Annotated in this window: 24 protein-coding genes; 10 read left to right on the top strand and 14 right to left on the bottom strand. The window is 70.8% G+C overall.

Annotated elements, in window-relative coordinates; all coding sequences use genetic code 11:
* Positions 1 to 163 precede the first annotated feature (163 nt).
* Positions 164 to 1,768 carry an alpha/beta fold hydrolase gene (locus ABD371_RS26320; protein WP_344481698.1) on the top strand — a complete coding sequence of 535 codons (1,605 nt, stop codon included), beginning with the start codon at positions 164 to 166 and terminating at the stop codon, positions 1,766 to 1,768.
* Positions 1,769 to 1,837: 69 nt separating this feature from the next.
* Here the strand turns inward: ABD371_RS26320 and ABD371_RS26325 are convergent, their stop codons facing one another.
* From ABD371_RS26325 to ABD371_RS26380, 12 genes are all read right to left on the bottom strand, one after another.
* Positions 1,838 to 2,713: an amino acid ABC transporter permease gene (locus ABD371_RS26325; RefSeq protein ID WP_344481703.1), complete on the bottom strand. Its 876-nt coding sequence runs from the start codon at positions 2,711 to 2,713 to the stop codon at positions 1,838 to 1,840.
* A complete protein-coding gene (locus ABD371_RS26330; protein ID WP_344481708.1) occupies positions 2,710 to 3,354 on the bottom strand; it encodes an amino acid ABC transporter permease in 645 nt (214 codons plus the stop codon). Before ABD371_RS26330 ends, ABD371_RS26325 begins: the two co-directional genes overlap by 4 nt.
* Before the next feature lie 18 nt (positions 3,355 to 3,372).
* Positions 3,373 to 4,284: a glutamate ABC transporter substrate-binding protein gene (locus tag ABD371_RS26335; protein ID WP_344481710.1), complete on the bottom strand. Its 912-nt coding sequence runs from the start codon at positions 4,282 to 4,284 to the stop codon at positions 3,373 to 3,375.
* Between the two features lie 17 nt (positions 4,285 to 4,301).
* On the bottom strand, positions 4,302 to 5,048 hold the full coding sequence (locus ABD371_RS26340; RefSeq protein ID WP_190123401.1) for an amino acid ABC transporter ATP-binding protein: 747 nt from the start codon (positions 5,046 to 5,048) through the stop codon (positions 4,302 to 4,304).
* A gap of 149 nt (positions 5,049 to 5,197) precedes the next feature.
* Positions 5,198 to 5,644, bottom strand: coding sequence for a DUF6278 family protein (locus ABD371_RS26345; protein ID WP_344481715.1), 447 nt, complete (start codon positions 5,642 to 5,644; stop codon positions 5,198 to 5,200).
* 83 nt (positions 5,645 to 5,727) lie between these two features.
* Positions 5,728 to 6,507 carry an exodeoxyribonuclease III gene (locus ABD371_RS26350; protein WP_344481718.1) on the bottom strand — a complete coding sequence of 260 codons (780 nt, stop codon included), beginning with the start codon at positions 6,505 to 6,507 and terminating at the stop codon, positions 5,728 to 5,730.
* 30 nt (positions 6,508 to 6,537) lie between these two features.
* Positions 6,538 to 7,164 (bottom strand): MBL fold metallo-hydrolase, encoded by a 627-nt coding sequence (locus ABD371_RS26355; RefSeq protein ID WP_344481726.1) that lies wholly within the window; start codon positions 7,162 to 7,164, stop codon positions 6,538 to 6,540.
* A 12-nt stretch (positions 7,165 to 7,176) separates the two neighbouring features.
* Positions 7,177 to 8,445 (bottom strand): bifunctional 3-oxoadipate enol-lactonase/4-carboxymuconolactone decarboxylase PcaDC, encoded by a 1,269-nt coding sequence (gene pcaDC, locus ABD371_RS26360; RefSeq protein ID WP_344481729.1) that lies wholly within the window; start codon positions 8,443 to 8,445, stop codon positions 7,177 to 7,179.
* Positions 8,446 to 8,912: 467 nt separating this feature from the next.
* Positions 8,913 to 9,656 (bottom strand): response regulator transcription factor, encoded by a 744-nt coding sequence (locus ABD371_RS26365; RefSeq protein ID WP_344481733.1) that lies wholly within the window; start codon positions 9,654 to 9,656, stop codon positions 8,913 to 8,915.
* Positions 9,657 to 9,937: 281 nt separating this feature from the next.
* A complete protein-coding gene (locus ABD371_RS26370; protein ID WP_344481736.1) occupies positions 9,938 to 10,399 on the bottom strand; it encodes a TetR/AcrR family transcriptional regulator in 462 nt (153 codons plus the stop codon).
* Positions 10,400 to 10,597: 198 nt separating this feature from the next.
* A complete protein-coding gene (locus ABD371_RS26375; protein ID WP_344481744.1) occupies positions 10,598 to 11,839 on the bottom strand; it encodes an MFS transporter in 1,242 nt (413 codons plus the stop codon).
* 245 nt (positions 11,840 to 12,084) lie between these two features.
* Positions 12,085 to 13,500, bottom strand: coding sequence for a pyridoxal phosphate-dependent decarboxylase family protein (locus ABD371_RS26380; protein ID WP_344481752.1), 1,416 nt, complete (start codon positions 13,498 to 13,500; stop codon positions 12,085 to 12,087).
* Positions 13,501 to 13,708: 208 nt separating this feature from the next.
* Between ABD371_RS26380 and ABD371_RS26385 the strand changes: the two genes are divergently transcribed.
* From ABD371_RS26385 to ABD371_RS26395, 3 genes are all read left to right on the top strand, one after another.
* Positions 13,709 to 14,908, top strand: a complete 1,200-nt coding sequence (locus tag ABD371_RS26385; RefSeq protein WP_344481755.1) for an acyl-CoA dehydrogenase family protein — start codon at positions 13,709 to 13,711, stop codon at positions 14,906 to 14,908.
* A 94-nt stretch (positions 14,909 to 15,002) separates the two neighbouring features.
* Complete coding sequence (locus tag ABD371_RS26390) at positions 15,003 to 15,557, top strand: flavin reductase family protein (protein WP_344481758.1); 555 nt, start codon at positions 15,003 to 15,005, stop codon at positions 15,555 to 15,557.
* A 93-nt stretch (positions 15,558 to 15,650) separates the two neighbouring features.
* Positions 15,651 to 17,123, top strand: coding sequence for an MFS transporter (locus ABD371_RS26395; protein WP_344481761.1), 1,473 nt, complete (start codon positions 15,651 to 15,653; stop codon positions 17,121 to 17,123).
* A 24-nt stretch (positions 17,124 to 17,147) separates the two neighbouring features.
* On the opposite strand, the gene ABD371_RS26400 is transcribed toward ABD371_RS26395, so the two are convergent.
* Complete coding sequence (locus ABD371_RS26400; protein WP_344481765.1) at positions 17,148 to 17,723, bottom strand: hypothetical protein; 576 nt, start codon at positions 17,721 to 17,723, stop codon at positions 17,148 to 17,150.
* A gap of 165 nt (positions 17,724 to 17,888) precedes the next feature.
* Complete coding sequence (locus ABD371_RS26405; RefSeq protein ID WP_344481769.1) at positions 17,889 to 19,052, bottom strand: ROK family glucokinase; 1,164 nt, start codon at positions 19,050 to 19,052, stop codon at positions 17,889 to 17,891.
* A 303-nt stretch (positions 19,053 to 19,355) separates the two neighbouring features.
* Between ABD371_RS26405 and ABD371_RS26410 the strand changes: the two genes are divergently transcribed.
* From ABD371_RS26410 to ABD371_RS26435, 6 genes are all read left to right on the top strand, one after another.
* Entirely contained in the window at positions 19,356 to 19,571 is a 216-nt protein-coding gene (locus ABD371_RS26410) for a hypothetical protein (RefSeq protein WP_190123393.1), read from the top strand.
* Positions 19,572 to 19,668: 97 nt separating this feature from the next.
* Positions 19,669 to 19,884, top strand: a complete 216-nt coding sequence (locus ABD371_RS26415) for a hypothetical protein (protein WP_344481778.1) — start codon at positions 19,669 to 19,671, stop codon at positions 19,882 to 19,884.
* Positions 19,885 to 20,005: 121 nt separating this feature from the next.
* Complete coding sequence (locus ABD371_RS26420; RefSeq protein WP_344481782.1) at positions 20,006 to 22,654, top strand: FtsX-like permease family protein; 2,649 nt, start codon at positions 20,006 to 20,008, stop codon at positions 22,652 to 22,654.
* 58 nt (positions 22,655 to 22,712) lie between these two features.
* Positions 22,713 to 23,243 (top strand): TlpA family protein disulfide reductase, encoded by a 531-nt coding sequence (locus tag ABD371_RS26425; protein ID WP_344481787.1) that lies wholly within the window; start codon positions 22,713 to 22,715, stop codon positions 23,241 to 23,243.
* A complete protein-coding gene (locus ABD371_RS26430) occupies positions 23,240 to 25,144 on the top strand; it encodes an ABC transporter ATP-binding protein (RefSeq protein WP_344481795.1) in 1,905 nt (634 codons plus the stop codon). Before ABD371_RS26425 ends, ABD371_RS26430 begins: the two co-directional genes overlap by 4 nt.
* A complete protein-coding gene (locus tag ABD371_RS26435) occupies positions 25,138 to 25,797 on the top strand; it encodes an ABC transporter ATP-binding protein (protein WP_344481799.1) in 660 nt (219 codons plus the stop codon). The genes ABD371_RS26430 and ABD371_RS26435 overlap by 7 nt, the downstream gene beginning before the upstream one ends.

A 25,797-nucleotide genomic window follows, 5' to 3' on the forward strand; every position in this document is an offset into this window, starting at 1 on the left:
ACGTCGACACGGGGATGACGCGCACCGCTGAGCGGACACGGGGCGCGACGGTGACTGCCCGGCAATCGTTGTCCGCGCGTGACCGACCGGGGAGTTACCAACGGTAAGCCCTTGAGGTTACCGTCGGGTCACTTCTGGGTGGCACACAAGTGAGGAGTGGCCCATGGGATCCGTGGGACTGTCGCGCAGGGCTCTGCGCACCGCCGTGACCGGTGTCGCGATGGCCGCGCTGCTGGCCGGACCGGCGGCGGCCGGCGCGCCCGACGCGACCGCCCGGCCGCTGCCGGCCGGCACGGCCATGACGCCCCACGTCCGGTTCACGGACATCGCGGGCGACGGCGGCACCGTGCTGAAGGCCAATGTCGTCACCCCGGCCGCCGCGGACTCCGGGCGGCTCCATCCCGTCGTCGTCCTGCCCACCAGCTGGGCGATGCCGCAGATCGAGTATCTCGCCCAGGCGAAGAAGCTCGCCGCCGCCGGCTATGTGGTCGTCAGCTACAACTCGCGCGGCTTCTGGCAGTCGGGCGGGGAGATCGAGGTCGCGGGGCCCCGGGATGTCGCCGACGCCTCCCGGGTGATCGACTGGGCGCTCGCCAACACCCCGGCCGACCCGGAGCGGGTGGGCATGGCCGGAGTGTCGTACGGCGCGGGCATCAGCCTGCTGACGGCCGCCCACGACCCGCGCGTGAAGGCGGTGGTGGCGCTGAGCGGCTGGGCCGATCTCATCGACTCCATCTACAGCGGCCGGACCCAGCACTCCCAGGCCGCGCTGGCGCTCGGCACGGCGGGCCTGGCCACCGGCCGGCCCGGACCGGAACTGCGCGAGATCCTCAAGGACTTCCTCGGCTCGAACCTGGCCGAGGAGGAGAAGATGATCAAGTGGGGCAGGCTGCGCTCCCCCGCCGCCCAGGTGGACCGGATCAATGCCAACGGCACCGCCGTGATGCTCGGCAACGCCTGGGGCGACTCGCTCTTCCCGCCCAATCAGTACGCCGACTTCTATGAGCGCCTGACCGTCCCCAAGCGGCTGGAGCTGCGGCCCGGCGACCATGTCACGGCCGAGGCGACCGGGTTGCTCGGACTCCCCAACGACACCTGGACCAGCGCGCACCGCTGGCTCGACCACCATCTGAGGGGCGTCGACAACGGAGTCGACCGCGAGCGTCCGGTCCGGCTGAAGCCCCGCACCTCGGGGGCGTACGAGAGCTATCCCGACTGGCCCTCGGCCGGCCCGGACCGGGAGCGGATCCCGCTGCCGGGGAGCCGGCGGATCCACGCCAACGTCGACTCGGGGGCCAACGGCGGGCTCGTCTTCCTCTCCGGCGCGCTGGACCAGTTCGCCAAGCTGCCCCCGACGGCCTCGATCCCGCTGCTGCCCCGCGCCTTCGCGGCCGTGTGGGAGCAGGAGGAGCGGTACGGGTCCGCGCGGCCGATCCGCGGCACCGTCGAACTGCACACCACGGTCACCAGCACCAAGGAGAGCGGCACCCTCGTCGCCCATCTCTACGACGTGGGCCCGCTCGGCCTCGGCAAGCTGGTCAGCAATGCCCCGTACACCTTCCACGGCAAGACGCCCGGCAAGCCGTTCGCCGTCGACCTGGAGCTGTTCTCCACCGCCTACGACGTTCCGGCCGGCCACCGTCTCGCCGTGGTCGTCGACACTGTCGACCCGCTCTACATCGAGCACAATCCGGCCGGCGCGCAGCTGACCTTCTCCTCGCCCGCGTCCGACCCGTCGTATCTGTCGGTCCCGCTGCGCGAGAAGTGATCACCGGCTGCCGCCGTGGCCCCCTCCCGGGGAGGCCGGTTCATGCCCCATGAACTGCTGTCCGGGCCCCTACGTCCTTCCGGGCGTCCTGGGGCCTTGGGTCAGCAGCGTCCCTGGTTCGGCCGGGGCGATGTCCGCGGCCTTCGTCTTCGGGTTGCGCCGCTGCCTTCTGGCCACCCAGTTGGCGAACCAGGAGAGCAGCATGCACATCCCGATGTAGATCGGCGCGATCACCATCACCACGGGGATGAACGGCAGATCGTAGTCGAGGTTGGAGGCGATGAGCTTGCCCGCGTGGAGGAATTCCTCGTAGGTGATCAGATAGCCGAGCGAGGTGTCCTTCAGCGCGACCACCAGTTGGCTGATGATGGCGGGCAGCATGGCGCGCAGTGCCTGCGGGCCCAGGACATGGGTCATGACCTGGGTCTTGCGCAGGCCCAGCGCGTACGCGGCCTCCCGCTGGCCCCGGTCGACGGAGTTGACGCCCGCGCGGAAGACCTCGGCGAGCACCGAGCCGTTGTAGAGCGTCAGCCCGGCCACCAGCGCGGGCAGTGGCTGGACCTTCAGCGCCACGAAGATGAAGAAGATCATCACCAGTACGGGCATGGCGCGGAAGAACTCCACCAGCAGGGTCGCGACCCAGCGCACCGGCCGGTGGTCGGAGAGCCGGCCGCAGGCCAGGATCCCGCCGAGCAGCAGGGAGAGGACGGCGGCGTACGCGAAGGCCTTGAGGGTGTTGCCGAGCCCGCGCAGCAGCAGTTCCTGAATGCCCTTGTACTCGAACGGTGTCCATTTCTCGGCGGTGAACTGCCCGGTGTCGAAGAGCAGGTACACGATCCAGCCCAGCAGCGCCGCGATGGCGGTGGTCGAGATGATCCCGTAGAGCCGGTGGCGGCGGCGGGTTCTGGGCCCCGGGATGTCGTAGAGGGCGGTGGAATCGGTCATCGGGCGACTCCATAGCGCTTCTCCAGCACGTTGAACAGCGCACTGATGGTGAGGGTGATGATCAGATAGCCGACGGCGATCCAGACGAAGGTCCAGATGATGTTGTAGCCCAGCTCGCTGAGGGTCTTGTAGGTGCCGAGGAGTTCGGTGACGCTGAACGCCCCGGCGATCGCGGAGTTCTTGGCGAGGGCGATGAGCGTGGAGCCGACCGGGGGGATGACGGTGCGGAACGCCTGGGGCAGCACCACGCCGCTGAGCGTCTGGCCGAAGCTCATGCCCAGGCTGCGGGCGGCCTCGCCCTGGCCCGTGGGCACGGTGTTGATGCCGGAGCGCAGCGCCTCGCAGATGAAGGCGGAGGTGTAGCAGCCCAGCGCGATGACCGCGAAGACCGTGAACGGCAGGACCAGGCCGAAGCGCGGCAGCCCCAGCAGCACGGCGAAGAAGAGCAGGGTCAGCGGGGTGTTGCGGAGCACGGTCACCCAGACGGTGCCGATGGCCCTCAGGGAGCCGACGGGGGCGACCCGGAAGGAGGCCATCAGAAAGCCGAGGACGAGGGCGAGCAGCGAGGAGTAGACCGTCAGTTGGACGGTGCCGAGGAAGCCTTCGGCGTACAGGGAGAAGTTGTCGGTCAGTACGTCCATGTCCGTCCTCTTCTTTCCTCAGCTCGCCGGGTAGCGGTCGATCGGGGGCGGCTGCGGCGCCGGGACCCCGGAGAGGCCGAGGGTGGCGTCGTACGCCTCCTTCCAGTAGCCGTTCTTCTCATCGGCCTCCAGTGCGTCGTCGATGGCGAAGCGCAGGGCGTTGTCGTCGCGCGGGACGCCGATGCCGTAGGGCTCCTCGGAGAAGGGCTTGCCGACGACCTTCAGTTCGTCGGGGGCCTTGGCCGCGTAGCCGATGAGGATGGCGTCGTCGGTGGTGACGGCGTCGACCTGATAGGTCAGCAGGTTGTCGACGCAGACGGAGTAGGTGTCGTACGCGACGAGGTCGGCCTGGGGGTAGTCCTGCTGGATGCGCTGGTACGGGGTGGATCCGGCGGCGGAGCAGACCCGTTTGCCCGCGAGGTCCTGGGGGCCCTTGATGTCCTTCTCGTCGGCCCGCACCAGCAGGGACTGGCCGGCGAGGTAGTAGGGGCCCGAGAAGCCGACGAGTTTCTTGCGGTTGTCGTTGATGGTGTAGGTGCCGACGTAGTAGTCGATCTGGCCGTTCTGGAGGGCGGTCTCGCGGTTGGCCGAGGCGATGGTCCGGAAGACGATCCGCGCGGGGTCGAGCCCGAGCGAGGCGGAGACCATTTTGGCGATCTCGATGTCGAAGCCGGAGTACAGGCCGGTGGCGGGGTCCTTCTCGCCGAGGTAGGGCTGGTCCTCCTTGGCCCCGACGACGAAGTGGCCGCGTTTGCTCGCCTTTCGCCAGGTGGGCGAGTCGTCCAGCTGGAAGCCGGTGTTCACCGGGTACTGCGGAAGCTGGTCGGGCTGCGGGCCCTTGACCGGCGGGCTGCCCTCCTTGCCGCAGGCCGCGGTGACCGCCAGGAGGGCGAGCGCCAGCGCCGCGAGGGCGCGTCGTGTACGTGGCATCAGCCGTGCACCCCCCGTCAGTGCTTGAGGATCTTGGAGAGGAAGTCCTTGGCGCGATCGCTCTCCGGATGGTTGAAGAAGTCCTCCGGTGCGCGGTCCTCGATGCAGCGGCCGTCGGCCATGAACACCACACGGTTGGCGGCGGAGCGGGCGAAGCCCATCTCGTGGGTGACCACGACCATGGTCATGCCGTCCCGGGCGAGCTGCTGCATCACTTCGAGCACCTCGTTGATCATCTCGGGGTCGAGGGCCGAGGTGGGCTCGTCGAAGAGCATGACCTTGGGGTCCATGGCGAGCGCCCGGGCGATGGCCACCCGCTGCTGCTGGCCGCCGGAGAGCTGTGCGGGGTACTTGTCCGCCTGGGAGGCGAGGCCCACCCGTTCCAGCAGCTCCCGGGAGCGCCGGTCGGCCTCGTCCTTCTTTCTGCGCCGGACCTTGATCTGGGCGAGCGAGACATTGGCGAGCACGGTCTTGTGGGCGAAGAGATTGAAGGACTGGAAGACCATGCCGACGTCCGCGCGGAGCGCGGCGAGCCCTTTGCCCTCCTCCGGGAGGGGCTGTCCGTCGATGGTGATCGTGCCCGACTCGATCGACTCCAGCCGGTTCACGGTCCGGCAGAGGGTCGATTTCCCGGAGCCGGACGGCCCGATGACCACCACCACCTCCCCGCGCCCGATGGTGAGATTGATGTCCTGGAGTACGTGCAACTGTCCGTAGAACTTATTGACGTCCCGCAGCTCGATCAACGGATCGACGACGGCCATACGCTGCCCTACCCACTCATCGCTGTGTCGAGGTCAGCGCAAACTATCCAGCCCGATAAGGGACTTCGCACACGACACGCATAAATAGGGCATAAGCCGTATTTATCGGCTTGGCCGGCCGGGGTGCACGGGGCCCGCCCCGGGCCGGCTCAGACTTCGGCGGCCTCCGCGTAAACCTGGGACAACTGGGGCGCTCCATTGACCGCCCAGTCGAGACCGGCCTCCACCACGCCGATCTCCCGGCCGGAGGCGAGTCTCACGACCGGGTGACCACTCGGCCAGATGTGCCAGTGGGCTCCGGGCACCGTGCGGACGATCACGGTGCCGAGATAGAGGCCCGCGTCATTGCCCACCCAGGGCAGCTCCTCGGGGTCCTCGCGCCAGCGCGGCGGAAGCTGGTCGAGGGCGGCCAGGGAGGCCGGGGTGTCGTCGAGCGCGAGCCCGAGGCCCTCGGCCCGGACCCTCAGCAGCTCGCACTCCGAGAGCAGTTCGGCGATGGCCGCCGCGCGCTCGGGGTCCTCCTCGGCCGCGGGGTCCCCGGACGGCCGGGCGGCCGGGTGCCTCCTGCGCCAGTTGCCCAGGAAAGGGATGTTCATACCGCCCACCCTCGCACCCCGGCACCCGCGCGCACCACAGGCGCGCGCCACCGCCCCGCCGGGACTTCCCGGCCCGCGGGCCGTCAGACGTCGAGGTCGACCACGACCGGCGCGTGGTCGGACGCACCCTTGCCCTTGCGCTCCTCGCGGTCGACATAGCCGTCCTTGACGGCGGCGGCGAAGGGCTCATTGCCGTAGACGAGGTCGATGCGCATGCCCCGGTTCTTCGGGAAGGCCAGCTGGCGGTAGTCCCAGTAGGTGAAAGGGTGGGCGTACTTCAGCGGGCGGGGCATCACATCGGTGAGGCCGGTGCCGCGCAGCGCGGTCAGCGCCGCCCGCTCGGGCTCGGTCACATGCGTCGCGCCCTCGAAGGCGGCGCGGTCCCACACGTCCTCGTCGGCGGGGGCGATGTTGAAGTCGCCGAGGACGGCGAAGGGGCGCGCCCCCGCCGCGTCGGCCGCGACCGCGTCCTTGAGCGCGCCGAGCCACTCCAGCTTGTAGCCGTAGTGAGCGTGGGTGATCTCCCGGCCGTTGGGCACATAGACCGACCAGAGGCGGACCGGGCCGCAGGTCGCGGAGATCGCCCTGGGCTCCCGCGCCCCGTCGTACTCCGGGCCGCCGGGCAGGCCCTTGACCACGTCGGCCAGGCCGACCCTGGAGATCAGCGCGACGCCGTTCCACCGGCCGTCGGCGAGGACGGCGGACTCGTAGCCGATCTCCCGCAGCGCCTCGGCGGGGAACTGCGCCTCGGTGCACTTGGTCTCCTGGACGCACAGGACGTCCGTGCCGCTGCTCTGGAGCCAGGCCAGCAGCCGGGGCAGACGGGCGGTGATCGAGTTGACGTTCCAGGTGGCGATGCGCATGGGAGGAAGCCTAACGCCGGGGTACGACAGTCACAGATCGGCGCTCTCCCCCGGGGTCAGCCGGCCGTGCTCCGCGCCGCCGAGATTGCCGAGGTGGGTGTCGTAGATCGGCCGGGCGAGATCGGTGATCAGCGCGTCGTGGACGTCGATGGCGCGTCTCGGCGCGACCTCCCGGAGATAGTCGACGACCTCGGAGATCTTGCTCCACGGGGCCTGTACGGGGAGCAGCAGCGTGTCGACGGGGTGGTCCGGCACGGTGAGGGCGTCGCCGGGGTGGAAGAGCGAGCCGTCCACCAGGAAGCCGATGTTGGTGATCCTGGGGAGATCCGGGTGGATCACGGCGTGGAGTTCGCCGTGGACCTGTACGCCGAAGCCGGCCGCGGTGAAGGCGTCGCCGTGGCCGACGGTCCGCACCCGCCCCGGGAACGCCGCGGAGAGCCGCTCGGCGACGCTCCCGAGCGTCCACACCTCGGCCCCGGCGGCGAGGGCCGCGCGGACGCGGCCCTCGTCGAAGTGGTCGGGATGCTCGTGGGTGATCAGCACGGCGTCGGCGCCGGCCGCGGCGTCCTCCTCGCTGAAGCCGCCGGGGTCGATGACGAGGGTCGCCCCGTCCTTCTCCAGCCGGACGCAGGAGTGCCTCTTCTTGGTGAGCCTCATGGGCCCATCCTGCTACGGACCGGGGGCGGTCTCCTCCTGGACGACCTCGCGGGCCACCGCGAAGGCCGCGGCGGCGGCCGGAACCCCGCAGTACACGGCCGTGTGGAGGAGGATCTCCCGGATCTCGTCGGGGGTGAGGCCGTTGCGCAGGGCGGCCCTGGTGTGCACGGCCAGCTCCTCCCGGTGGCCGCCCGCGACCAGGGCGGTCAGCGTGACCACGCTGCGGGTGCGCCGGTCCAGGCCCTCCCGGGCCCAGATCTCGCCCCAGGCGTAGCGGGTGGCCAGCTCCTGGAAGTCGGCGGTGAAGCCGTCGGCCTCGGCGCTCACCCGGTCGACATGGGCGTCGCCGAGGATCTCGCGGCGGATCCTCATGCCCGGCTCGTACGGGTCGGGGCGGCCCGACGCGGTCATCTGGGGCATCGCGGGGGCGATCTCCGCGATGGGGGCGACGGGTGCGGAGAGCATCGCCGAGGGCGGCGCGGGGATCGCGGTGTGCGTGTCCTGGGCGACGCCGGCGAAGTGTCCGGCCAGCAGGTCGGTGACGGCGGCCGGCTGCTCCACGGGCGCGAGGTGCGAGGCCCCGGGCACCAGCGCGAGCCGGGCGTCGGCTATCCCGGCGACCAGGGTGCGGGCCTCGGCGGGCCCGGTGACCCGGTCCTCCGAGCCGACCAGCACGAGGGTGGGCACCCCGACCCGGCCGAGGTCCTCGCGGACGTCGAAGGCGGCGAGCGCCTCGCAGGCGGCTATGTAGCAGCCGGGGTCGGTGGTCCGGACCATCTGCACCGCCCACTCCACGATCGCGGGCTGGGCGGCGGCGAAGCCCTGGGTGAACCAGCTCTCGGGGGCGCTGCGGGCGATCGGGTCGAGCCCGTTGGTGCGCACCACCACCCCGCGCCTGCGGAACTCGTCCGCCGTCCCGAACCGGGGGGAGGCGGCGACCAGCGCGAGGGAGGCGACGCGCTGGGGGTGGCGCAGCGCCAGATCGATGCCGACCGCTCCCCCGATGGAGCAGCCCGCGTAGCCGAAGCGCTGGATGCCCAGTTCGTCGAGGGTGGCGAGAAGTCTGTCGGTGAGGTCGCCGACGGCGGCGGCGGGGTGGGCGGGTGCGCCGCCGTGGCCCGGCAGGTCGTAGCGGAAGACCCGCCACTCGCGGGACAGGTCCGCTATCTGCCGGTCCCACATGTGCCAGGTGGTGCCGAGGGAGGGGCCGAGGATGAGGACGGGCGCGTCGTCCGGCCCGTCAACGCGGTATTGCAGGGTCTTGGTCGTCGTCTCACTCACCCGCTCACGCTCCCATATCTCACCGTCGCTCACGGGAGCGGGGCGGAACACTCGCGGGACCTCCCCATGCGTCCGCCGCAGGGCGAAGATCTTCCGCATCCGCGCTGCGAGGATGCGCCTCCGGGCGGCGCGCCCGCGCCCGGGCCCGTGTCGGAGCCCGCGGCAGGATCACGTGATCGGCTCTGCCGTTCGGTCTCCGCCCTCCGCCACACACGGGGGCCATGAAATGCGGGGGAAAACAGGGTAGTCGGGGATACGGAGTAGCTGTACACGCCATTTACACTCTCAGGCCACCTGGACCGAGCGGAGATCGGGGCACCGGTCGGCTTGGGTCGTGACACCTGTGAAAACGCTCTGGCGAAATCGGCGATCGGCCTTTTCGAAACCGGGCCGGTCGAACCCGGATGGCCCTGAAAAGCGCGACAAGGTCTCCGCCGGGCCGCGGCTCGCTTCCCGGCAGACCCCGGCTACCCGGCCTTGGGGTGACGCGCCTTGCGCCAAGGGACCTGGGGCGGGCACGTGTGGGGGGAGGCCAGATCCGATCCCATGGCATTGATGGCCAGCTGGACCCGGTCACGGGCATCGAGTTTGGTCATGAGACGGCTGACATACGTCTTCGCCGTCAGTGGACTCAGGCTCAGCCGCTCGGCTATCTCCCGATTGGTCAGACCCTGCCCGACGAGGGCGAGAACCTCGCGCTCGCGGTTGCTCAGCTCCGCGAGGGCGAGGGCCAGGGCGGGGCTGGCCGCGGCGTCGAGAAGGCCGAATGACGGCAACCGCGCGACATGGGTGTCGATGAGACGCCTGGTGTGCCGGGGGTTGAGCCAGGACTGTCCGGCGGCCGTCGCGCGGATGCCCTTCAAAAGGTCCTCGGGCTCCGTGTCGACGGGCAGGAACCCGCTGGCGCCGGCGGCGAGCGAACGGAACAGGTGGACGTCGTCGTCATGGATGGTCAGGATCAGGACGTGCACATCGCGCAGATTCCGGCTCTGGGTGATGCGCGCGGTCGCCTCCAGCCCGTCCAGACCGGGCAGATGCGTGTCCATCAGCACCACGTCGGGCCTCTCCCGATGGGCCAGGTCCACGACGGCCTCGCCGTCGGCGGCCGCACCCACCACTTCCATGTCGGGGGCGGTGTCGACCAGCAGGGAGAATCCGGCTCGGGCGGCGGCGTGTGCATCAGCCACCAGGACACGGATCACGATTGCCATCACCCCTGTGATTCGACTGCGTGCAGTTGCCGTTGAACGTGCCGCAATGCTACCTCCCCCTTAGGGGCGGCAGCAGTGCATAAGGATATTCAATGGATTTCTGGAATCAGTTAATATCCCTTTCAAGCCAACTTGTTTGTCAATATGGAGTTCACGGGAAGCATCGAGAAGGATAGCGAATGCGACCATCTGGAGACATTTAGAATATTTCGAGTGTCAGAATGAGCCGGATTCCCGCCCGTCCCGGGCATCGCGCGATAACCACCGGAGCGCCGACCGGCTCAGATGCCGTCGGGAAGCAACTGTCGCAGCATGGCTTCGAATCCGTCCGCCGAAGGGGGCTCGTCGGCCATCAGGGCTTTCAGCAGCAGCCCGTCGTACGCGTTCGAGAAGACCTCGACCCGCAGCGGATCGTCCGTGAACAGCCGGGCGAAGGCACGTAGCGTCTCGGCCCAGTGCCGGGTCGGCCCGCGGAGATCGGGCCGGCGCGAGGCGAGCAGGCACAGCTCGAACTCCGCGAGCAGATGCCCCGGCGTCGACAGGATCTCGACCATCAGGAGAGCGAGTCCCCTCCGTTTGTCGGTACCGTCGTCGGGAGCCTCGATCAGCGCACGTATCCGCTCCGCGTCCTCGTTCATGCAGGACGTGAGCGCCGCGGTCAGCAGGGCGTCGATGCTTTCGAAGTAGTACGTGCTCGCGGTGGCCGGCAGCTCGGCCTCGCGGGCGACGGTGCGATGGCTCACGCCCGACGCCCCGTCACGTTCGATCACGCGCAAGGTGGCCTCGATCAGTGCTCGTCGACGGCGTTCGCCCTTGATCCGGCGGCCGTCGGTGATCGGCTCGTTCAGTGTGGATCTCCCGGTCCGATGGTGCTCACGGTGACGATACCCGGCCGGTGGCGCCCCCTCTCCGGGCGGGAGGGGGCGCCGTCACTCCGCGGCTCAAGCACCGGTCACAGAGGTGGCCTCCTCTTGCACTGCGGCCTCTCGCCGGGCGACGCGTTCCGTCTCGGACGTGAGGTGGCGGTAGCTCAGCAGGGTGATCAGGAACGCGATCGCCCCGACGGCCAGGGCGACGGTGAAGCCCGCGTCGATGCCGAAGGAGTCGACGACCAGACCGGACGCCGCCGCGCCGAGCGCGATACCGATCTGAAGTCCCGCGATCATCCAGGTCATTCCCTCGGTGAGCTGGGCGTCGGGGGTGACCTTCTCGACGATGCCCATGATGGTCACCATGGTGGGCGCGAAGAACACGCCCGCGAAGAACACGGCGACCGACAGCGTCGCGATGCTGTTCACGAAGAGGAGCGGCACCGCGGTCAGCGCCGTGCCGGCCACGCCGATCACCAGAAGGCGCGGCATCGGCACGTTCCACTTCACGGCGCCGAAGGTGAGTCCGGAGATGGCGGACCCAATGGCGTACACGGTGAAGACGATGCCCGCGGCCCCCTTCTGCCCTTGTTCCTGAGCGAAGGCGAGGCCCATCGTGTCGATGGTGCCGGCGATGGCTCCGCCGAACATCAGTATCAGGGCCAGCATCAGCACCGATCGGGAACGAATCACCGAGCGCCCGGAGGAACGGGCGGCCGGCTGCACCGGCGGCTCGGTCCGCTTCTGCGGAATGAACAGCAGCACGCCCGCGGCGAGCAGCACCATCGCCACCATCGGCCCCGCCTCGGGGAACAGGGTGGTGCTCAGCATCACCGCGATGGCGGGCCCGATGATGTACGTCAGCTCGTCGACCACCGCCTCCAGCGAGTACGCGGTGTTCAGCTGGGAGGAGCCGCGGTACAGATGGGTCCAACGGGCCCTGACCATCGCCCCCATGCTCGGCATGAAACCGGCGAGCAGCGCGAACAGGAACAGGGTCCAGGACGGCGCGCCATAGTACGCGCACAGCAGCAGACCGCCGAGGGCGGCGACACTGATGCCGGTCGCGGGAAGCAGCACACGCCCTTGGCCCAACCGGTCCACCAGGCGCGAGATCTGAGGGCCCACCAGCGCCATGGACAGGGTGAACGTCCCGGCGACAGCACCCGCGAGCGCGTACTGGCCGGTCAGCTCGGACAGCATGGTGAGGATGCCCATGTGCGTCATCGGAAGCGGAATCCGGGCCATCAGCCCAGCGGCGGAGAACCTCTTGGTGCCGGGCGCGGAGAAGAGCGCGCGGTAGGGGTTAGCCATCGGTCACCTCCTCGTGCTTGCTGTCGGGCAGTGGGAAGTGATGCATGAGGGCCTCCACGGCGCACAGCGAGAAACCTGAACGGATGACCCAGTTTCTATCACGGAAGACGGCCCCGTGCCGACAACCGCGTGCCGACGGAGGGCGGGGCGCACAGCCGGGCACCCCCGGAAGCGCTCGGCGGTCAACAGGGGTGCGCGTGGCGGGATTTCGACGCCGTGGCTCTCAGGCGCGCCCGCGGTCATCGTCAGCCACATGAGGCCAGTTCGCGCGCCGCTCCCTTGATGATCCGCAAAGCCTCCTCGACACGATCGCGGTGGGTACGGTGCGAGACCACACAGGCCCGTATCACGAAGTGACCGTCGAGGTTGGTGCTCGACAGGAAGACCCGCTTGGAATCATTGATGCGCTGCAACAGCCGCTGGTTGAAAAGATCCGCGTCCCCGTCCTCCGGCAGGTAGCGGAACGCGACCGCCGTGAGATCCGGCTCCAGCGGCACTTCAAAGCCCGGCGTCGCGCGCAACTCGTCATAGAGATAGCAGGCCAGTTCGCGTTTCTCTTCCAGCGCCTCCCGGAACGCCGCCATCCCGTGCAGCTTGATCGGCAGCCACAGACGCAGCCCCCGGAAGTTTCGGGACAGCTCCATCGAGTACTCCGAGAAACTCGGAATTTGCTCTTCCAGGCCCTCCATGTCCTGGAGGTAGTCGGCGGCCACATGGTGCGCGTCGCGCAGCCGGGCGCCGTCACGCACGATCAACGCGCCGGTTCCGTAGGGAACGAACAGCGCCTTGTGCGGATCGAGTGTGATGGATTCGGCCTCCTCGATACCCGCGAACAGTTCCCGGCCGTACGCCGTCATCCTGAACGGGCCGCCGTAGGCCGCGTCCACGTGCAGCCACATGTTCTCGGCCCGGGTCAGCGCTCCGATCTCGCCGATCGGGTCCACGGAGCCGGTGTTGGTGGTGCCCGCCGACGCCATGACCATGAACGGGTGCAGGCCTGCCGCGCGATCGGCGGTCACCATCGCGGCCAGCGCGTCCACATCCATCCGCAGGAAAGCGTCCGTCGGCACCAGGCGCACCCGCGACTTCGGGAACCCGGCGAGATATCCGGCCGTGGCGCACGAGGCGTGCGCCTGATGCGAGGTGTAGAGCACCCCCAGGGAGAAGTCCTCACCCAGCTTCGCCTTGCGTGCGGTCACGACCGCCGAGAAGTTGGCCATCGAACCGCCCGAGGTCAGCACTCCTCGGGCTTCGTCCGGGTAGTCGAACATGTCGCACAGCCAGCGCACCGCGGTCGCCTCGATCTGCGCGATCACGGGGGCCTTCCCGGCGAGACTCACATAGCGGTTGAAGCCGGCCGCGAGGAGGTCCGCGAGAGCCGAGGTGAAGAGGCCGCCACCGGGTATGTACGCCAGGAAGCCAGGCCCCGAATTATTGATGACTTTACTTGACGCAACGGCCACGATATCGAGCAGTTCGGTGAATGAACTGCCTTCCTCGGGCGCCCTCTCCTGAAGTTCTCTGGCTAACTCCATGGCACCATCGAGGTCTACGGCGGGAGCCTCTGGCAGCCCATTGACAAACTCCTCCACGAGAGCGAGCGCGGCCTCTCCCATCGAGTGCATTTCGCTGGCAGTGGGTTCGAGCGGATATTTATTCACAGACGGCATCGTAACCGCATTGCGCGCAGGCTCAATGAATTTGTATCCCGGGGGTGAAGAAGTGTATACCCCGGGCAACTTGGCGGTTCGAAATAGTCAACCGGGGTGGCATCGGAAATGTCACCGTCGAGTGGATGTGATGCACTATCGACCCCGACTAGCGTCTGCCGGCATGGCTATCCCGACCGCTGAGAGCACAGCGAACTCCATGAAACTTCCACGCGGCTCGGCCGTGCACGACACCGCCGGCATCGACGCCGCCGAGATCCTCTCCCGTGCCCGTGCCGCCGCCGGGATCCTGCGCGGCAGGTCCGAGGACATCGACCGGAAGCGGCAACTGCCGGACGACGTCGTGGCGCTCCTGCGCTCCACCGGCGTGTTCCGTATGGCCATGCCCGCGGCATGGGGCGGGCCCGAGCTGACCTCAGCGCAGCAGACCGAGGTCATCGAGGCCATCGCCACCGGTGACGCGTCCGCCGCCTGGTGCGCGATGATCGGCGCCGACTCCGGGATCTTCTCCGGCTATCTGGAGGATTCGGTGGCCCGCGAGCTGTTCCCGGATCTCGACACGGCCACCGCAGGTTTCCTGAACCCGGTGGGTCGCGCCGAGCGCGTGCCCGGCGGCTACAGGATCAGCGGCGACTGGGTCTTCGGCAGCGGCATCACACACTGCGACCTGCTGACGGCGGGCTGCCGGGTGTACCGCGACGGCGAACCGGAGCCGGACGCCGACGGCGACCCGGTGCAGTGGCGAGTGATGATCGCCAGGCCCGAGGACTTCGAGATCCATGACTCCTGGTACACCACCGGTCTCGCGGGGAGCGGCAGTCGGGACTACTCGACTTCGGATCTGTTCGTGCCCGAGGAGCACTCCTTCAGCTTCTCCGCGCCGCGCCGCGAGGGGCTGCTGCACGCGGCGCCCGACGCCATCCTGCGCACCATGCCGGGCGTGCCACTCGGTCTGGCGCGGGCCGCGCTCGACCATGTCCGCGAACTCGCCGAGAGCCGCACCGACCGCACGAGCGGTACGCCCTGGGCGCGGCTCGAACGGGTCACGCGGACCATCGCCGAATGCGAGATGGATCTCTCCGCGGCCCGGAGTTACGTCTTCGCCAGCCTCGACGAGCAGTGGAAGAGGCTCGCGGCCGGACAGCGGCCCACCGCCGACGAGCGGATCGCCACGGCTCTCGCCCGCTACAAGGCGTTCCACTCCTCCCACGCCATCGTCAGCCGGCTGTTCGCCCTCGTCGGCGGTGCCGCGATCTACAGCAAGCGGTCCCCCATGGACCGATGGCTGCGGGATGTCACGACGATGTGCCGTCATGTGGATGCGGGCGACCAGAATCTGACGTCCGCGGGCGAGCTGTTGCTGGGCGGCAGCATCCCGCAGAAGACGCTCCTCTGGTGAGTCCCGTACGTCATCGCGGACGGGCCCGTGCACATCGCCTCGCCGGCGCCCCGCTCTGCACACCACCCGCCTGCCGAGAGAATTCCGAAACGCGATGAACAGTCCCCTCAGCCCGATTCCCGCGGTCACCACGCCCGCGAGCGCCACGATCGCGCAGCACGTGGAGCCTTCCCAGTTCCGTTCTCTGATGACGACGTTCCCGACCGGCGTCGCCATCGTGACCACCGGAGAGGCCGAGGAGGGCCTCGCGGGCCTGACCGTCTCCTCGGTGAGCAGCGTGTCCCTGGAGCCCCCCGTCCTCCTGGTCTGCCTGCACAAGAACAGCAACACCCTCAAATCCCTGCTGCGCCGATGCACTTTCGCGGTCAATCTGCTGCATGACGGAGCGGGAGAGACCGCGAAACTTTTCGCGTCCGGCGATCAGGGCCGATTCAAGAAAGTGGAATGGGAGTACGGCCCGGAATTCGGCGGACCGCATCTGGTGAACGATGCGCATTCCATCGCCGACTGCCGCATCAGCCACACGCTTTCCATGGGCGATCACCATGTGGTCTTCGGCGAGGTGTTCCGCGTCGAACAGCAATCCCTTGAGAGGGTAAGGCCATTGCTCTATGGAATGCGCCGCTTCTTCTCCTGGCCCGCGGCCTGAGCGGATTGATTTCCCTGACCGGCCGTACGCCGGTGATCCGTACCCGCACGCAGAAGAGATCCGCAGTTCTCACACAAGGAGCGGCACCCGGCCATGTCCATCGCACCACCGGTCCCCGGTCCGTCCACGGGCCGTCAACATGGCTCCCTGCTCGCCCTGTTGGCGTTCGCCCACCTCATCATCGGGCTCGACTACAACATCGTCTTCGTGGCGCTGCCCGACATCGCCGCGGACGTGGGGTTCTCCGCCGGCACTCTGCAGTGGGTGGTGAGCGGCTACACGGTCGCCTTCGGCGGCTTCCTGCTCCTCGGGGGGAGGGCGTCGGACCTCTTCGGCAGACGCCGGATGTTCGTCCTCGGCCTCTTCCTGTACTTCGCCGCGTCGCTGCTCGGCGCTCTGGCGACCACACCCGAGGTGCTGGTCGCCGCGCGCGCCGGGCAGGGCCTCGGCGGCGCGTTCCTCACCCCGGCCACACTGTCCCTGGTCACCACCTCCTTCGCCGAAGGGCACGAACGCAACAAGGCGCTGTCCGTGTGGGCCGGAGCCGCGGGCTGCGGCATGGTGCTGGGCTCGCTGCTGGGCGGCGTACTGACCGAGATGTTCGGCTGGGAGGCCGTCTTCTACGCGAATGTGCCCTTGGCGCTCGTGGGCATGCTGCTGGCCTTCCCGCTGATTCCGGCCGATCGAGTCCGCCGGACGAGTGGGGGATTCGACCTCGTCGGCGCCGTCACGGCCACCGCGGGGTCCACTCTGTTCGTGTTCTCGCTCGCCCAGGGCCCGGAGGCCGGCTGGACCGCGCCGGAGGTCCTCGCCTGTGGCGGAACGGGCCTGGTGCTGCTCGCCGGATTCGCCGTGCTCCAGGCGCGCGGCCGTGATCCGCTGATGCCGCTGCGGCTGTTCCGCAACCGGAATCTGAGCACCGGCACCGTCACCACGTTCATGTTCATGGCAACCTTCGGGGTGCTCGCTTACTTCCTCACCCTCTATCTCCAGGAGGTGCACGGCTTCAGCGCGCTGCGGACAGGGTTCGCCTTCGTAGTGCCCTGTGTGGGGGTCCTTGTCGGCACCGCGCTCGGAGGCCGCCTGGTGACACACCTCGGGATGCGGAAGACGCTGACCCTGAGCCTGACCGTCGGCGCCGGGGGCACGGTGGCCTTCGGCCTGGCGCTCGCGCCCGACGCGTCGTTCGTGGCGATCGTGCCGGGGCTCGCCGTACTCAGCCTGGCCCAGGGCATTGTCTACACGGCGATGTACGCCGCGGCCACAACCGGTGTCGGAGAGGAGGACCAGGGCATCGCCTCCGGCGTCGCGACGACTGGGGAGCAGATCGGCAGCGCCGTCGGCCTCGCGGTCCTCGTCGCCCTGTCCCATGCCGGCACATCGGGCCACGCGGGCGGTGCGCTGAGGGATGCCGTCACCGAAGGCCTGCGGACAGCGGTGTTCGCGGCGGCGGCCGGTATCGCCCTGATGATTCTGGTGGCCCAGAACTTCCGGCGCCCGGCGACCGGCCCTCTCCGTACCGGCCGGCCGGAGGAGAACCGGCCGAGTGGCACCCTCGCCCCGTGACGGCGGGAAGAGGAAGGGGGCCGCTCAGGGGTTGGCGGCGGAGACGACGAACACCCTGGGGCGGTCGGGGTCGGTCCGGTCGACGGTGATGTCCTGGCTGGGGCGGGGGTGCGGGTTGTTCTGGCTGACGCTCGCCCAGGAGAAGTCGCCCCCGAAGTCCCAGCCGACGGTCTCGGCGTGGCGCCGGCTGATGGCGATCTCGCCCTCGGTCAGCTCGTCGCGGCCGGTGCCCACGTCCGCGAGGAAGCGGTCGAGCCCGGCGGCGGTGGTGGTGAACTGGACATACAGTCGGCTGGTCTGCCAGTTGCTGGTTTCAAAGTAGGCGACGTCGGTCGATTTCATCGGGATCGGGATCTCGAAGACCCGGCGCTTCATCTGGGACGGCCAGTTGTCCCGCAGCCCGCTCGCGGAGGACTCGGCCGCCTTGTGCCGGCCGCTCTCGCGGCTCTGCTCGGCGGAGATCACCAGATAGCCGGCCGGGATGCCGACGAGGAGAACGATGATGATCGCCGTGAGCCAGCGGCGGACGATCATCCTTCGGCGGCCCTCCGGGGGCCGGAAGGTCTCGTCCGGGGAGGCGGACTGGCGGGGCACGGTCATGACTGCGGGGTTTCCTGGACGGTTCCGGGGAGGGCGGACTGAACCGAAGTGTACGGTTTCGCCGGAGTCCGCGGGGTGGACCCGCCCGGACCTGGGGGTACGCCGGGGCGCGCCGCCCCGGGGCGCGCGCCGGGGTGCGGCGGTCGGACGGAATCCCGACATGGCCTAGCTCTCCGGGGTGGTGCCTCGGGGGGAGGCGGAGTTGCGGAGGACCTGGGCGTAGCGCTCGTACCGTTCGTGGCGTTCGAGGCGGCGGCGGTTGGCGCGGCGGAAGCGGCGGGCGACGAGGCGGGCGAGGTCGGCGGCGCCGACCATGCCGGCCTCGGGGCCGAGCTGGGCCTTGACGATGCGGGCCTCGGGCCGGTAGCCGCGGCCGGTGAGGTGGCGGCGGAAGCCGTCCCTCGCGGGGCCGATGAGGAGGTCGTCGGCGGCGCTGACGCCGCCGCCGATGACGAAGCAGGAGGGGTCGAGGGCGGCGGCGAGGTTGGCGATGCCGACGCCGAGCCACTGGCCGATGTCCTGGAAGAGCTCGACGCACATCGCGTCGCCCTCGCGGGCCAGCTCGGTGATGAGCGGGCCGGTGATGTCCGAGACGTTTCCGCCGACGCGGTCGATGAGGGAGTGGGCGACCGGCGACTCGGCGGCGGCCAGCTCACGGGCTTCGCGGACGAGGGCGTTGCCGGAGCTGTACTGCTCCCAGCAGCCCCGGTTGCCGCAGGGGCAGCGGTGTCCGCCGGGCACCACCTGCATATGGCCGAACTCTCCGGCGACCCCGAACTTGCCCCGCTTGACCCGGCCGTCCTCCAGGATCGCGCCGCCGATGCCGGTGCCGAGGGTGATCATCACCAGATGGTCCTCGCCGCGTCCGGCGCCGAAGCGCCACTCCGCCCAGGCGGCGGTGTTGGCGTCGTTGTCGACGAGCACGGGGACGGCGAGCCGCGCGGAGAGCGCGTCGCGCAGGGGTTCGTTGCGCCAGGCGAGATGGGGGGCGAAGAGGACCGTGGAGCGGTCGGCGTCGACCCAGCCAGCCGCGCCGATGCCGACCGCGTGGACGTCGTGGCGGTCGGAGAGGTCGAGGACGAGTTCGCAGATGGTGTCCTCGACCACTTTGGGGCTCTTGGACTTGTGCGGGGTCTCGGTGCGGACCTTTTCCAGGATGACGCCGTCGGCGTCGACGACGCCGGCCATCACCTTCGTGCCGCCGATGTCGATCCCGACGGTGGGCACGCGGGGCGCGGTGAGGTGCGAGCGCCGCTCGCGGGTGCCGACGGTGCGCAGGACGGTGGCCCGGGCGGAGCCCCGGTGGGCGAAGTCGCGATAGGTGCTCACAGGGCGTGGTCCAAAGCGGCGGAGCTGTTGGGGGCGGATGCTCGCACGGGTCGCGTCGTCCCTGGTGTCGTGGGGCCGGCCATCACGTGATGGGGTCGCCCACCAGGGGCCGGCGGCGGACGGCGTCCGCCATGGGCGATTCTGCCACCCCCACTGCTGGGGGGCGTGGGGGCGGTGGGCCACCGGTGCAGGGACCCGCCGAAGCGTCAATGTGAACTGGATCACAATTATGAACGCAGCGTTGCGGCCCGGTTCGGACGAGTGATCCACTTCAGCCGCTTCATCCCCGATGGAAGGGATCGTATGAACGCCCTGCGGCGAGTCGGCGACGCGTTACTGCGGAAGCTGGTCCCCGAGGCCGAGGCCAGAGCGGTGACCTGCGGTACGGCGTGCCCGTCCCGCAAGGAGTACAAGTGCATCGTCAATCGGCTCCATGAGCGGTGCTGCTACATGGCCCGCCCCCCTGCCTGCATGAACGCCTACTGCGGTGAATGGGAGTTCACCCGGTCGTTCTGCTGAGAGGTCCTGTCACCGGATCCCGCCCTTCGCCCGGGGCGGGGGTCCGGTTCCCCGAGGAACGGCGCGACACCGGAACCGGACCTGCGAAAGGGATCACATGAAGGCTCTCAGGAAAATCGGCGACGCCCTGCTGAACAAGCTCGTGCCGGAGACCGAGGCCCACGCGCTCACCTGCACCAGCGGGGCCTGCCCGGTCCGCAAGGAGAGCAGATGCAGCGGCGGGCTCAAGCAGGAGCGCTGCTGTTACCAGGCCTATGGATCGGCCTGCCCGCGCCCCTACTGCGAGCCCTGGCACACCGTCGGAGCCTGCTGACGGATCCCGGCCGCCGGGTCCGTCCGCTCCGGGCGGGCGGACGGACCCGGCGGACCCGGTGGACCCCCGGCGGACCACCACGAGAGCCCGCGCGGAGGCGGGAGAAGGGGAAGAGGACCGGGTGTTTCTCTTCGTCCGGCGACAGCTGGCGGGGCGGCCGGCGCGATCGCTCGCCCTGCTGCTGGGGGTGCTGACGGCCGTCTCCTCCTTCGTGGTGCTCTCCTCCACCACCGAGTCCTCCCGGCTCGACGTGCGCGGCGAGCTGTCCCGCACCCGGGGCGCGTACGACATCCTCGTACGCCCCCAGGGCTCCGCCGGAGCGCTGGAGGCCCGGCTGGAGCTGGTGCGGCCCAACGCCGTGTCGGACGTGCACGGCGGCATCACCACCGCCCAGCTGGCCCGGATCCGGCAGACCCCCGGCGTCGGCGTCGCCGCCCCGATCGCCGTGCTGGGCTTCGCGCCGACGGTCGGACGCGCCACCCTCGACCTCGCCCGGATCCTGCCGAAGGGAACCCGGGGAACCTTCGAGATCACCCGCGACTGGACGTACGACCGGGGGCTCTCGACGGTCCGGCAGAGCAGCCGGCGCGTCTACCTCACCCCGAACCCGATCACCGTCGAGGAGGGTCCGACGGTGACACTGGACGGCGGGAGCCGGCGGGTCACCAACCGCTATCGGGAACGGCTGCCGTCGGGCGAGGAGAGAGAGGTCTGCCGGGGCCGCCACGAAGCCCCGTCGGCGAAGAACCTCCACACCTCGGAGGAGCCCGTCCTCTGTCTCTCCTGGACGAGCGTCACCAGCCGGCACCGGGGACCCGGCACCGGGCGCGACCTCGCGCCGACCGTCGCCGTCCTCTCCTTCCCCTCCTCCTACGTCCTCGCCGGAGTCGACCCGGCGGCCGAGGCCGAGCTGTTCGGCCTGGACCGGGCGCTGACCTCGGGCCGGTATCTCGCCCCCGGCAGGCCGGTGACGGTCGAGGGCGAGGAGGGGTACGCGGACTCCACCGAGCTTCCCCTGCTGCGCGCCCGGGCGGCCCCGACGGGCCTGACCCTGCGGACCGAGATCCGCAGGAGCGGCGGCGGCGCGCCCCTGCACCGGGCCGAGCTGTCCACCACCGACACCGTGCGCGACAGCGCGCCGGGCACCGTCAGCCCGCTCGGCGAACTCGTGGCCGCGGGGCCGGTGCGCTACACGGTGGCCCCCGACGGCGCGCTGCGGCCCCGGGCCGTGCCGCACTCCGCCGAACTGGCCCTCGACGGGCGCGACCGCTGGTTCCGCCCGCTGCCGCGCCCGGCCGCCCCCGCCGCGCCGCCCGCCGTGCACGGCCGGAACACCGGCGTCTTCGACCCGGGGCGGCTGCCCGCGTACGACGCCGCCGCCCGGGTGCCGATGGGCGCGTACACCGCCCCCGGACTGCACGGCGCGGACCAGGCCTCCCGCGAGCGCCTCGGCGGGAAGCCGCTGCTGCCCGCCAGCTCTCCCACCGGCTATCTCCAGCAGCCGCCGCTCATGCTCACCACCCTCGACGCCGTCGGCTGGCTCGGCCGGGCCGGGCTGCTCGGCGACCGGCAGGCGCGGGCCCCGATCTCCGCCGTGCGCGTCTCGGTCGCCGGCGTCACCGGGGCCGACGCCGTCTCCCGGGAGCGGGTACGGGTCGCCGCCGAGGCCCTCGCGAGCCGCACCGGCCTGGCGGTGGACATCGTGCTCGGCTCCTCGCCCGCCGCCCGGGCGGTGGAGCTGCCCGCCGGCCACTTCGGCCGTCCCGAGCTGCGGCTTCAGGAGTGGTGGAGCAAGAAGAACGTGGTGGCCGTGATCTCCGAGGCGGTGGACCGCAAGAGCGTGGTGCTGCTCGTCCTGATGCTCACCGTGTGCTGCCTGTTCATCGGCAACGCCACCGCCGCGTCCGTGCGCGCCCGGCGCGCGGAGCTGGGGCTGCTCTGTGCCGTCGGCTGGAGCCGGGGGCAGCTGTTCACCGCCGTGCTCGGGGAGCTGCTGGTACTCGGGGCCCTCGCCGGGGCGCTGGGGGTGGGCCTCGCGCTGGCCGCGGCGGCGGTGCTGGACACGGCCGTGAGCACCGCGTACGCCCTGCTCTCGGTGCCCGGCGCGATCGCCGTCGCGGTGCTCGGCGGGGTGCCCTCGGCCTGGCGGGCGTCCCGGGCGGCCCCGCTGGAGGCGCTGCGTCCGCCCGTCGCGGTCGGCCGGCGGGCCCGCCCGGTGGGCGGGGTCGGGCGGCTGGCGCTGGTGAACACGGCCCGCTCCCGGGCCCGCGCCCTGCTCGGCCTCGCCGCGTCGGCGATCGCGGCGGGCTCGGTCACGCTGCTGGTCGCGGCCCTCGGGACCTTCGACGGGGTGCTCGCCGGATCGCTGCTCGGCGACGCGGTCTCGGTACGGGTGCGGGGCACGGACATCGCGGCCGTGACGCTGATGGCGCTGCTGGCCGCGGTCGCCGTCGGCGATGTCATGCATCTGAACATCCGCGACCGGGCCGGCGAGTTCGCCACCCTGCGGGCCACCGGCTGGACGGACCGGACGATCGCCCGGCTGGTGCTGAGCGAGGGCGCGGCGCTGGGGCTGGCCGGCTCGCTGACCGGAGCCGTCCCGGCCGCCGCGGTCGCGGTCTGGCTCGCGCCCGGCGGGGCGGCGACGGCGGCCGTCGCGGCGGCGGGCGCCGCCGTGGCCGCCGGGACCCTGCTCGCCGTGGCGGGCTGCGCCCTCCCGGTGGCCGCGCTGCTGCGGCGGCGGATCGCGCCGCAGCTGGCCCGCGCATGACCCGTACCCCCTCCCCGCACATCCACCGTGTTCCGATGATCTGACAATGGAGTGAGAGATGGCCTTCCTGGTCGCCGGTCTGGTGCTCGTCGGAGCGATCGGCCTGCTGAATCTGCTGCTGCTCACGGCCGTCGTCCGGCGGCTGCGCCGGATCGAGGAGCAGCGGGGCGGACCGCCGGAGAGCGGCCCGCGCCCCGGTGACGGGATACCCGAGTTCACCGCCGCCGCGCTGGCGGGCGGGAGCGTCTCCCGGGCCGCGCTGGCCGGCGGGCCCGCCGTGCTGGCCTTTCTGTCGACGGGCTGTCCCGCCTGCCCGGCCGCCATCCCCCATCTCGCCGAGTACGCGGCGGCGGGCGGGCTCCCCCGGGAGCGGACGATCGTGGTCATCACCGGCGAGGAGGCGGAGGCGGGCGAGCTCATCGAGCCGCTGGCCGCCATCGCCACCGTCGTGGTCGAGCCCTTCCCCGGCGAGCTGAGCCGGGCGTTCGCGGTCTCCGCGACGCCGACCACCGTGATCGTCGACGCGGACGGCCGGGTCACGCACGCCGAGGCGGGCGCCCACCCGCTCCCCGCCCTGGCCGGCGCGTGAGCGCAGCCGGGCGGGGCCGGGTGGGCGGCGCCCGGGAACTCCTGGGCCGCACCGCCGAAGCGCTGGCCCTGACCTGGCGATCGGGCCCGCTCAGCTGTCTGTCGTACGCGCTGCTCGCCGTCGTCCAGGGGCTGCTGCCCGCCGGGATCGCCCTGCTGACCAAGTGGCTCCTGGACCGGATCCAGCACGGCTCGGCGGCGGCCGGGCCCGAGCCGATGTCGCTGGTGGCCGGGCTGGGTGCGCTGACCACGCTGTACGCGCTGCTGCCGGCGCTCTCCGAGTACGCGCGCTCCCGGCTCCAGCGCGGCATTCTGCTGGTGGTCCAGGACCGGCTGTACGGCACGGTCAACGGGTTCACCGGGATGGCGAGGTTCGAGACGCCGTCCTTCCTGGACCGGCTGCGGCTGGCGCAGGAGGCGGCCTTCAGCGCGCCGGAGCGGATCACCACCTCGCTCTTCGCGATCGTGCAGCAGCTGCTCACCGTGGCCGGGCTGATCGCGGTCCTCTTCACCGTCTCGCCGCTCATGACGCTGGTCACGGTCGCCGCCGCGCTGCCCGTCCTGCTGGTGGAGGTGGCGCTGAGCCGCGAGCGGGCCCGGGTGATGTTCTCGCTCAGCGCCCGCAACCGGCGGCAGCTGTTCTACCAGCGGATGCTGCTGGACCTGGCGGCGGTCAAGGAGATCCGCCTCTTCGGGCTCGGCGGCTTCCTGCTGCGCCGGATGAACGAGGAGACCTCGCTGATCAACGCCGCCGAGGAGCAGCTCGACCGCCGCTCACTGCTGCGGCAGACCCCGCTGACCGCCCTGGGCACCCTGATCGCCGCGGGCGGACTGGCCTGGATGATCATGGCGGCGGTACGGGGCGAGTTCACCGTCGGGGACGTCTCGGCCTTCATCGCCTCCGTCGCCGGGGTGCAGGGCGCGCTCGTCGCCCTGCTGCTCCAGTGCACCGGGGCGTACCACTCGCTGCTGCTGCTCGGGCACTTCACCGACGTCACCACGGCAGGCCCCGATCTGCCGGTGCCCGCCGCGCCCGCGCCCACCGCGCCGCTGCGGTCCGCGATCGCCTTCGAGGACGTCTGGTTCCGCTACGACGAGGGCGGCCCCTGGGTGCTGCGCGGGGTCACCCTGACGATCCCCGCCGGCTCCTCGGTCGCGCTGGTGGGGCTCAACGGCGCGGGCAAGAGCACCCTGGTCAAGCTGTTGTGCCGGCTCTACGACCCGGACCGGGGCACCGTCCGCTGGGACGGCGTGGATCTGCGGGACATGGACCCGGCGCGGCTGCGGGACCGGATCAGCGCGGTGTTCCAGGACTATGTCGAGTACGACTTCTCCGTGGCCGACAACATCGGTCTGGGCGATCTGGAGCACCGCGAGGACCTCGCCCGTATCGTCGCGGCGGCCGAGCGCGCGGGCGCCCACGAACTGGTCTCGGCGCTCCCCAGGGGGTACGGGACCCTGCTCTCGCGGATCTTCGCCGACGAGGACGAGGGCGGGAACGGCGCGGAGACGACCGGGATGACGCTCTCCGGCGGCCAGTGGCAGCGCCTCGCGCTGGCCCGCGCCATGATGCGCGAGGGCCGGGATCTGCTGATTCTCGACGAGCCCAGCGCGGGCCTCGACGCGGCGGCCGAGGAGAGGACGCACGAGCGGCTGCGCGCCTACCGCGAGGGGGCGACCAGTCTGCTGATCTCGCACCGGCTGGGCGCGGTGCGGCGGGCCGACGCGATCGTGGTGCTCGACGGGGGACGGATCACCGAGTCGGGCACCCACGCCGAGCTGATGCGGGAGGGCGGCGTCTACGCCGGGCTCTTCACCACCCAGGCGGCGGGCTACCGGGACACCGGGTCCGCGCAGAGCACGAAGACCACGAGAACCACGGAGGACGCGGGGCAGTGCTGACCGTGAGAGAGCTGTGCAAGACCTATCGGGCGGACTCCGGTTCGCCGCTGCGCGCCTGCGACCGGGTGGACATGGAGGCGGCCCGGGGCGAGATCGTGGCGCTGACCGGGCCCTCCGGTTCGGGCAAGTCCACCCTGCTGCACCTGGTCGGGGCGCTGGATGTGCCGGACTCGGGGACCATCGAGGTCGACGGCCGGGAGATCACCGGGCTCGGGCGGCGTGCCCTGGCGGAGTACCGGCGCGGGGTCGGCTTCGTCTTCCAGCGCTTCCATCTGCTGCCCACGCTCACCGCTCTGGACAATGTGACGGCCCCGGTGCTGCCCTACCGTACGGACTTCGACAAGCGGGCGCGCGCCCGTGAGCTGCTGGAGAGCGTGGGGCTCGGGGAGCGGACCGGCGCGCTGCCCTCGAAGCTGTCCGGCGGGCAGCAGCAGCGGGTGGCGATAGCCCGGGCGCTGATCAGCCGCCCGGCGCTGCTGCTGGCGGACGAGCCGACCGGCAATCTCGACTCGGGCACCGGGAAGGAGATCGTGGAGGTGCTGCTGGGGCTGCGGGAGAGGTTCGGCACCACGGTGGTGATGGCCACCCACGACCCCGGGGTGGTGGCCCGCTGCGACCGCGCGGTGGAACTGCGCGACGGCAGGGTGGGCTGA

This window comes from Streptomyces amakusaensis (assembly GCF_039532665.1).
GTDB classification, from domain to species: Bacteria; Actinomycetota; Actinomycetes; order Streptomycetales; family Streptomycetaceae; genus Streptomyces; species Streptomyces amakusaensis.

Coding starts and splice junctions, on each gene's coding strand:
- ABD371_RS26320 (WP_344481698.1), top strand. CDS start 164: ATGGGATCCGTGGGACTGTCGCGCAGGGCTCTGCGCACCGCCGTGACC.
- ABD371_RS26325 (WP_344481703.1), bottom strand. CDS start 2,713: ATGACCGATTCCACCGCCCTCTACGACATCCCGGGGCCCAGAACCCGC.
- ABD371_RS26330 (WP_344481708.1), bottom strand. CDS start 3,354: ATGGACGTACTGACCGACAACTTCTCCCTGTACGCCGAAGGCTTCCTC.
- ABD371_RS26335 (WP_344481710.1), bottom strand. CDS start 4,284: ATGCCACGTACACGACGCGCCCTCGCGGCGCTGGCGCTCGCCCTCCTG.
- ABD371_RS26340 (WP_190123401.1), bottom strand. CDS start 5,048: ATGGCCGTCGTCGATCCGTTGATCGAGCTGCGGGACGTCAATAAGTTC.
- ABD371_RS26345 (WP_344481715.1), bottom strand. CDS start 5,644: ATGAACATCCCTTTCCTGGGCAACTGGCGCAGGAGGCACCCGGCCGCC.
- ABD371_RS26350 (WP_344481718.1), bottom strand. CDS start 6,507: ATGCGCATCGCCACCTGGAACGTCAACTCGATCACCGCCCGTCTGCCC.
- ABD371_RS26355 (WP_344481726.1), bottom strand. CDS start 7,164: ATGAGGCTCACCAAGAAGAGGCACTCCTGCGTCCGGCTGGAGAAGGAC.
- ABD371_RS26365 (WP_344481733.1), bottom strand. CDS start 9,656: ATGGCAATCGTGATCCGTGTCCTGGTGGCTGATGCACACGCCGCCGCC.
- ABD371_RS26375 (WP_344481744.1), bottom strand. CDS start 11,839: ATGGCTAACCCCTACCGCGCGCTCTTCTCCGCGCCCGGCACCAAGAGG.
- ABD371_RS26385 (WP_344481755.1), top strand. CDS start 13,709: ATGAAACTTCCACGCGGCTCGGCCGTGCACGACACCGCCGGCATCGAC.
- ABD371_RS26390 (WP_344481758.1), top strand. CDS start 15,003: ATGAACAGTCCCCTCAGCCCGATTCCCGCGGTCACCACGCCCGCGAGC.
- ABD371_RS26395 (WP_344481761.1), top strand. CDS start 15,651: ATGTCCATCGCACCACCGGTCCCCGGTCCGTCCACGGGCCGTCAACAT.
- ABD371_RS26400 (WP_344481765.1), bottom strand. CDS start 17,723: ATGACCGTGCCCCGCCAGTCCGCCTCCCCGGACGAGACCTTCCGGCCC.
- ABD371_RS26410 (WP_190123393.1), top strand. CDS start 19,356: ATGAACGCCCTGCGGCGAGTCGGCGACGCGTTACTGCGGAAGCTGGTC.
- ABD371_RS26415 (WP_344481778.1), top strand. CDS start 19,669: ATGAAGGCTCTCAGGAAAATCGGCGACGCCCTGCTGAACAAGCTCGTG.
- ABD371_RS26425 (WP_344481787.1), top strand. CDS start 22,713: ATGGCCTTCCTGGTCGCCGGTCTGGTGCTCGTCGGAGCGATCGGCCTG.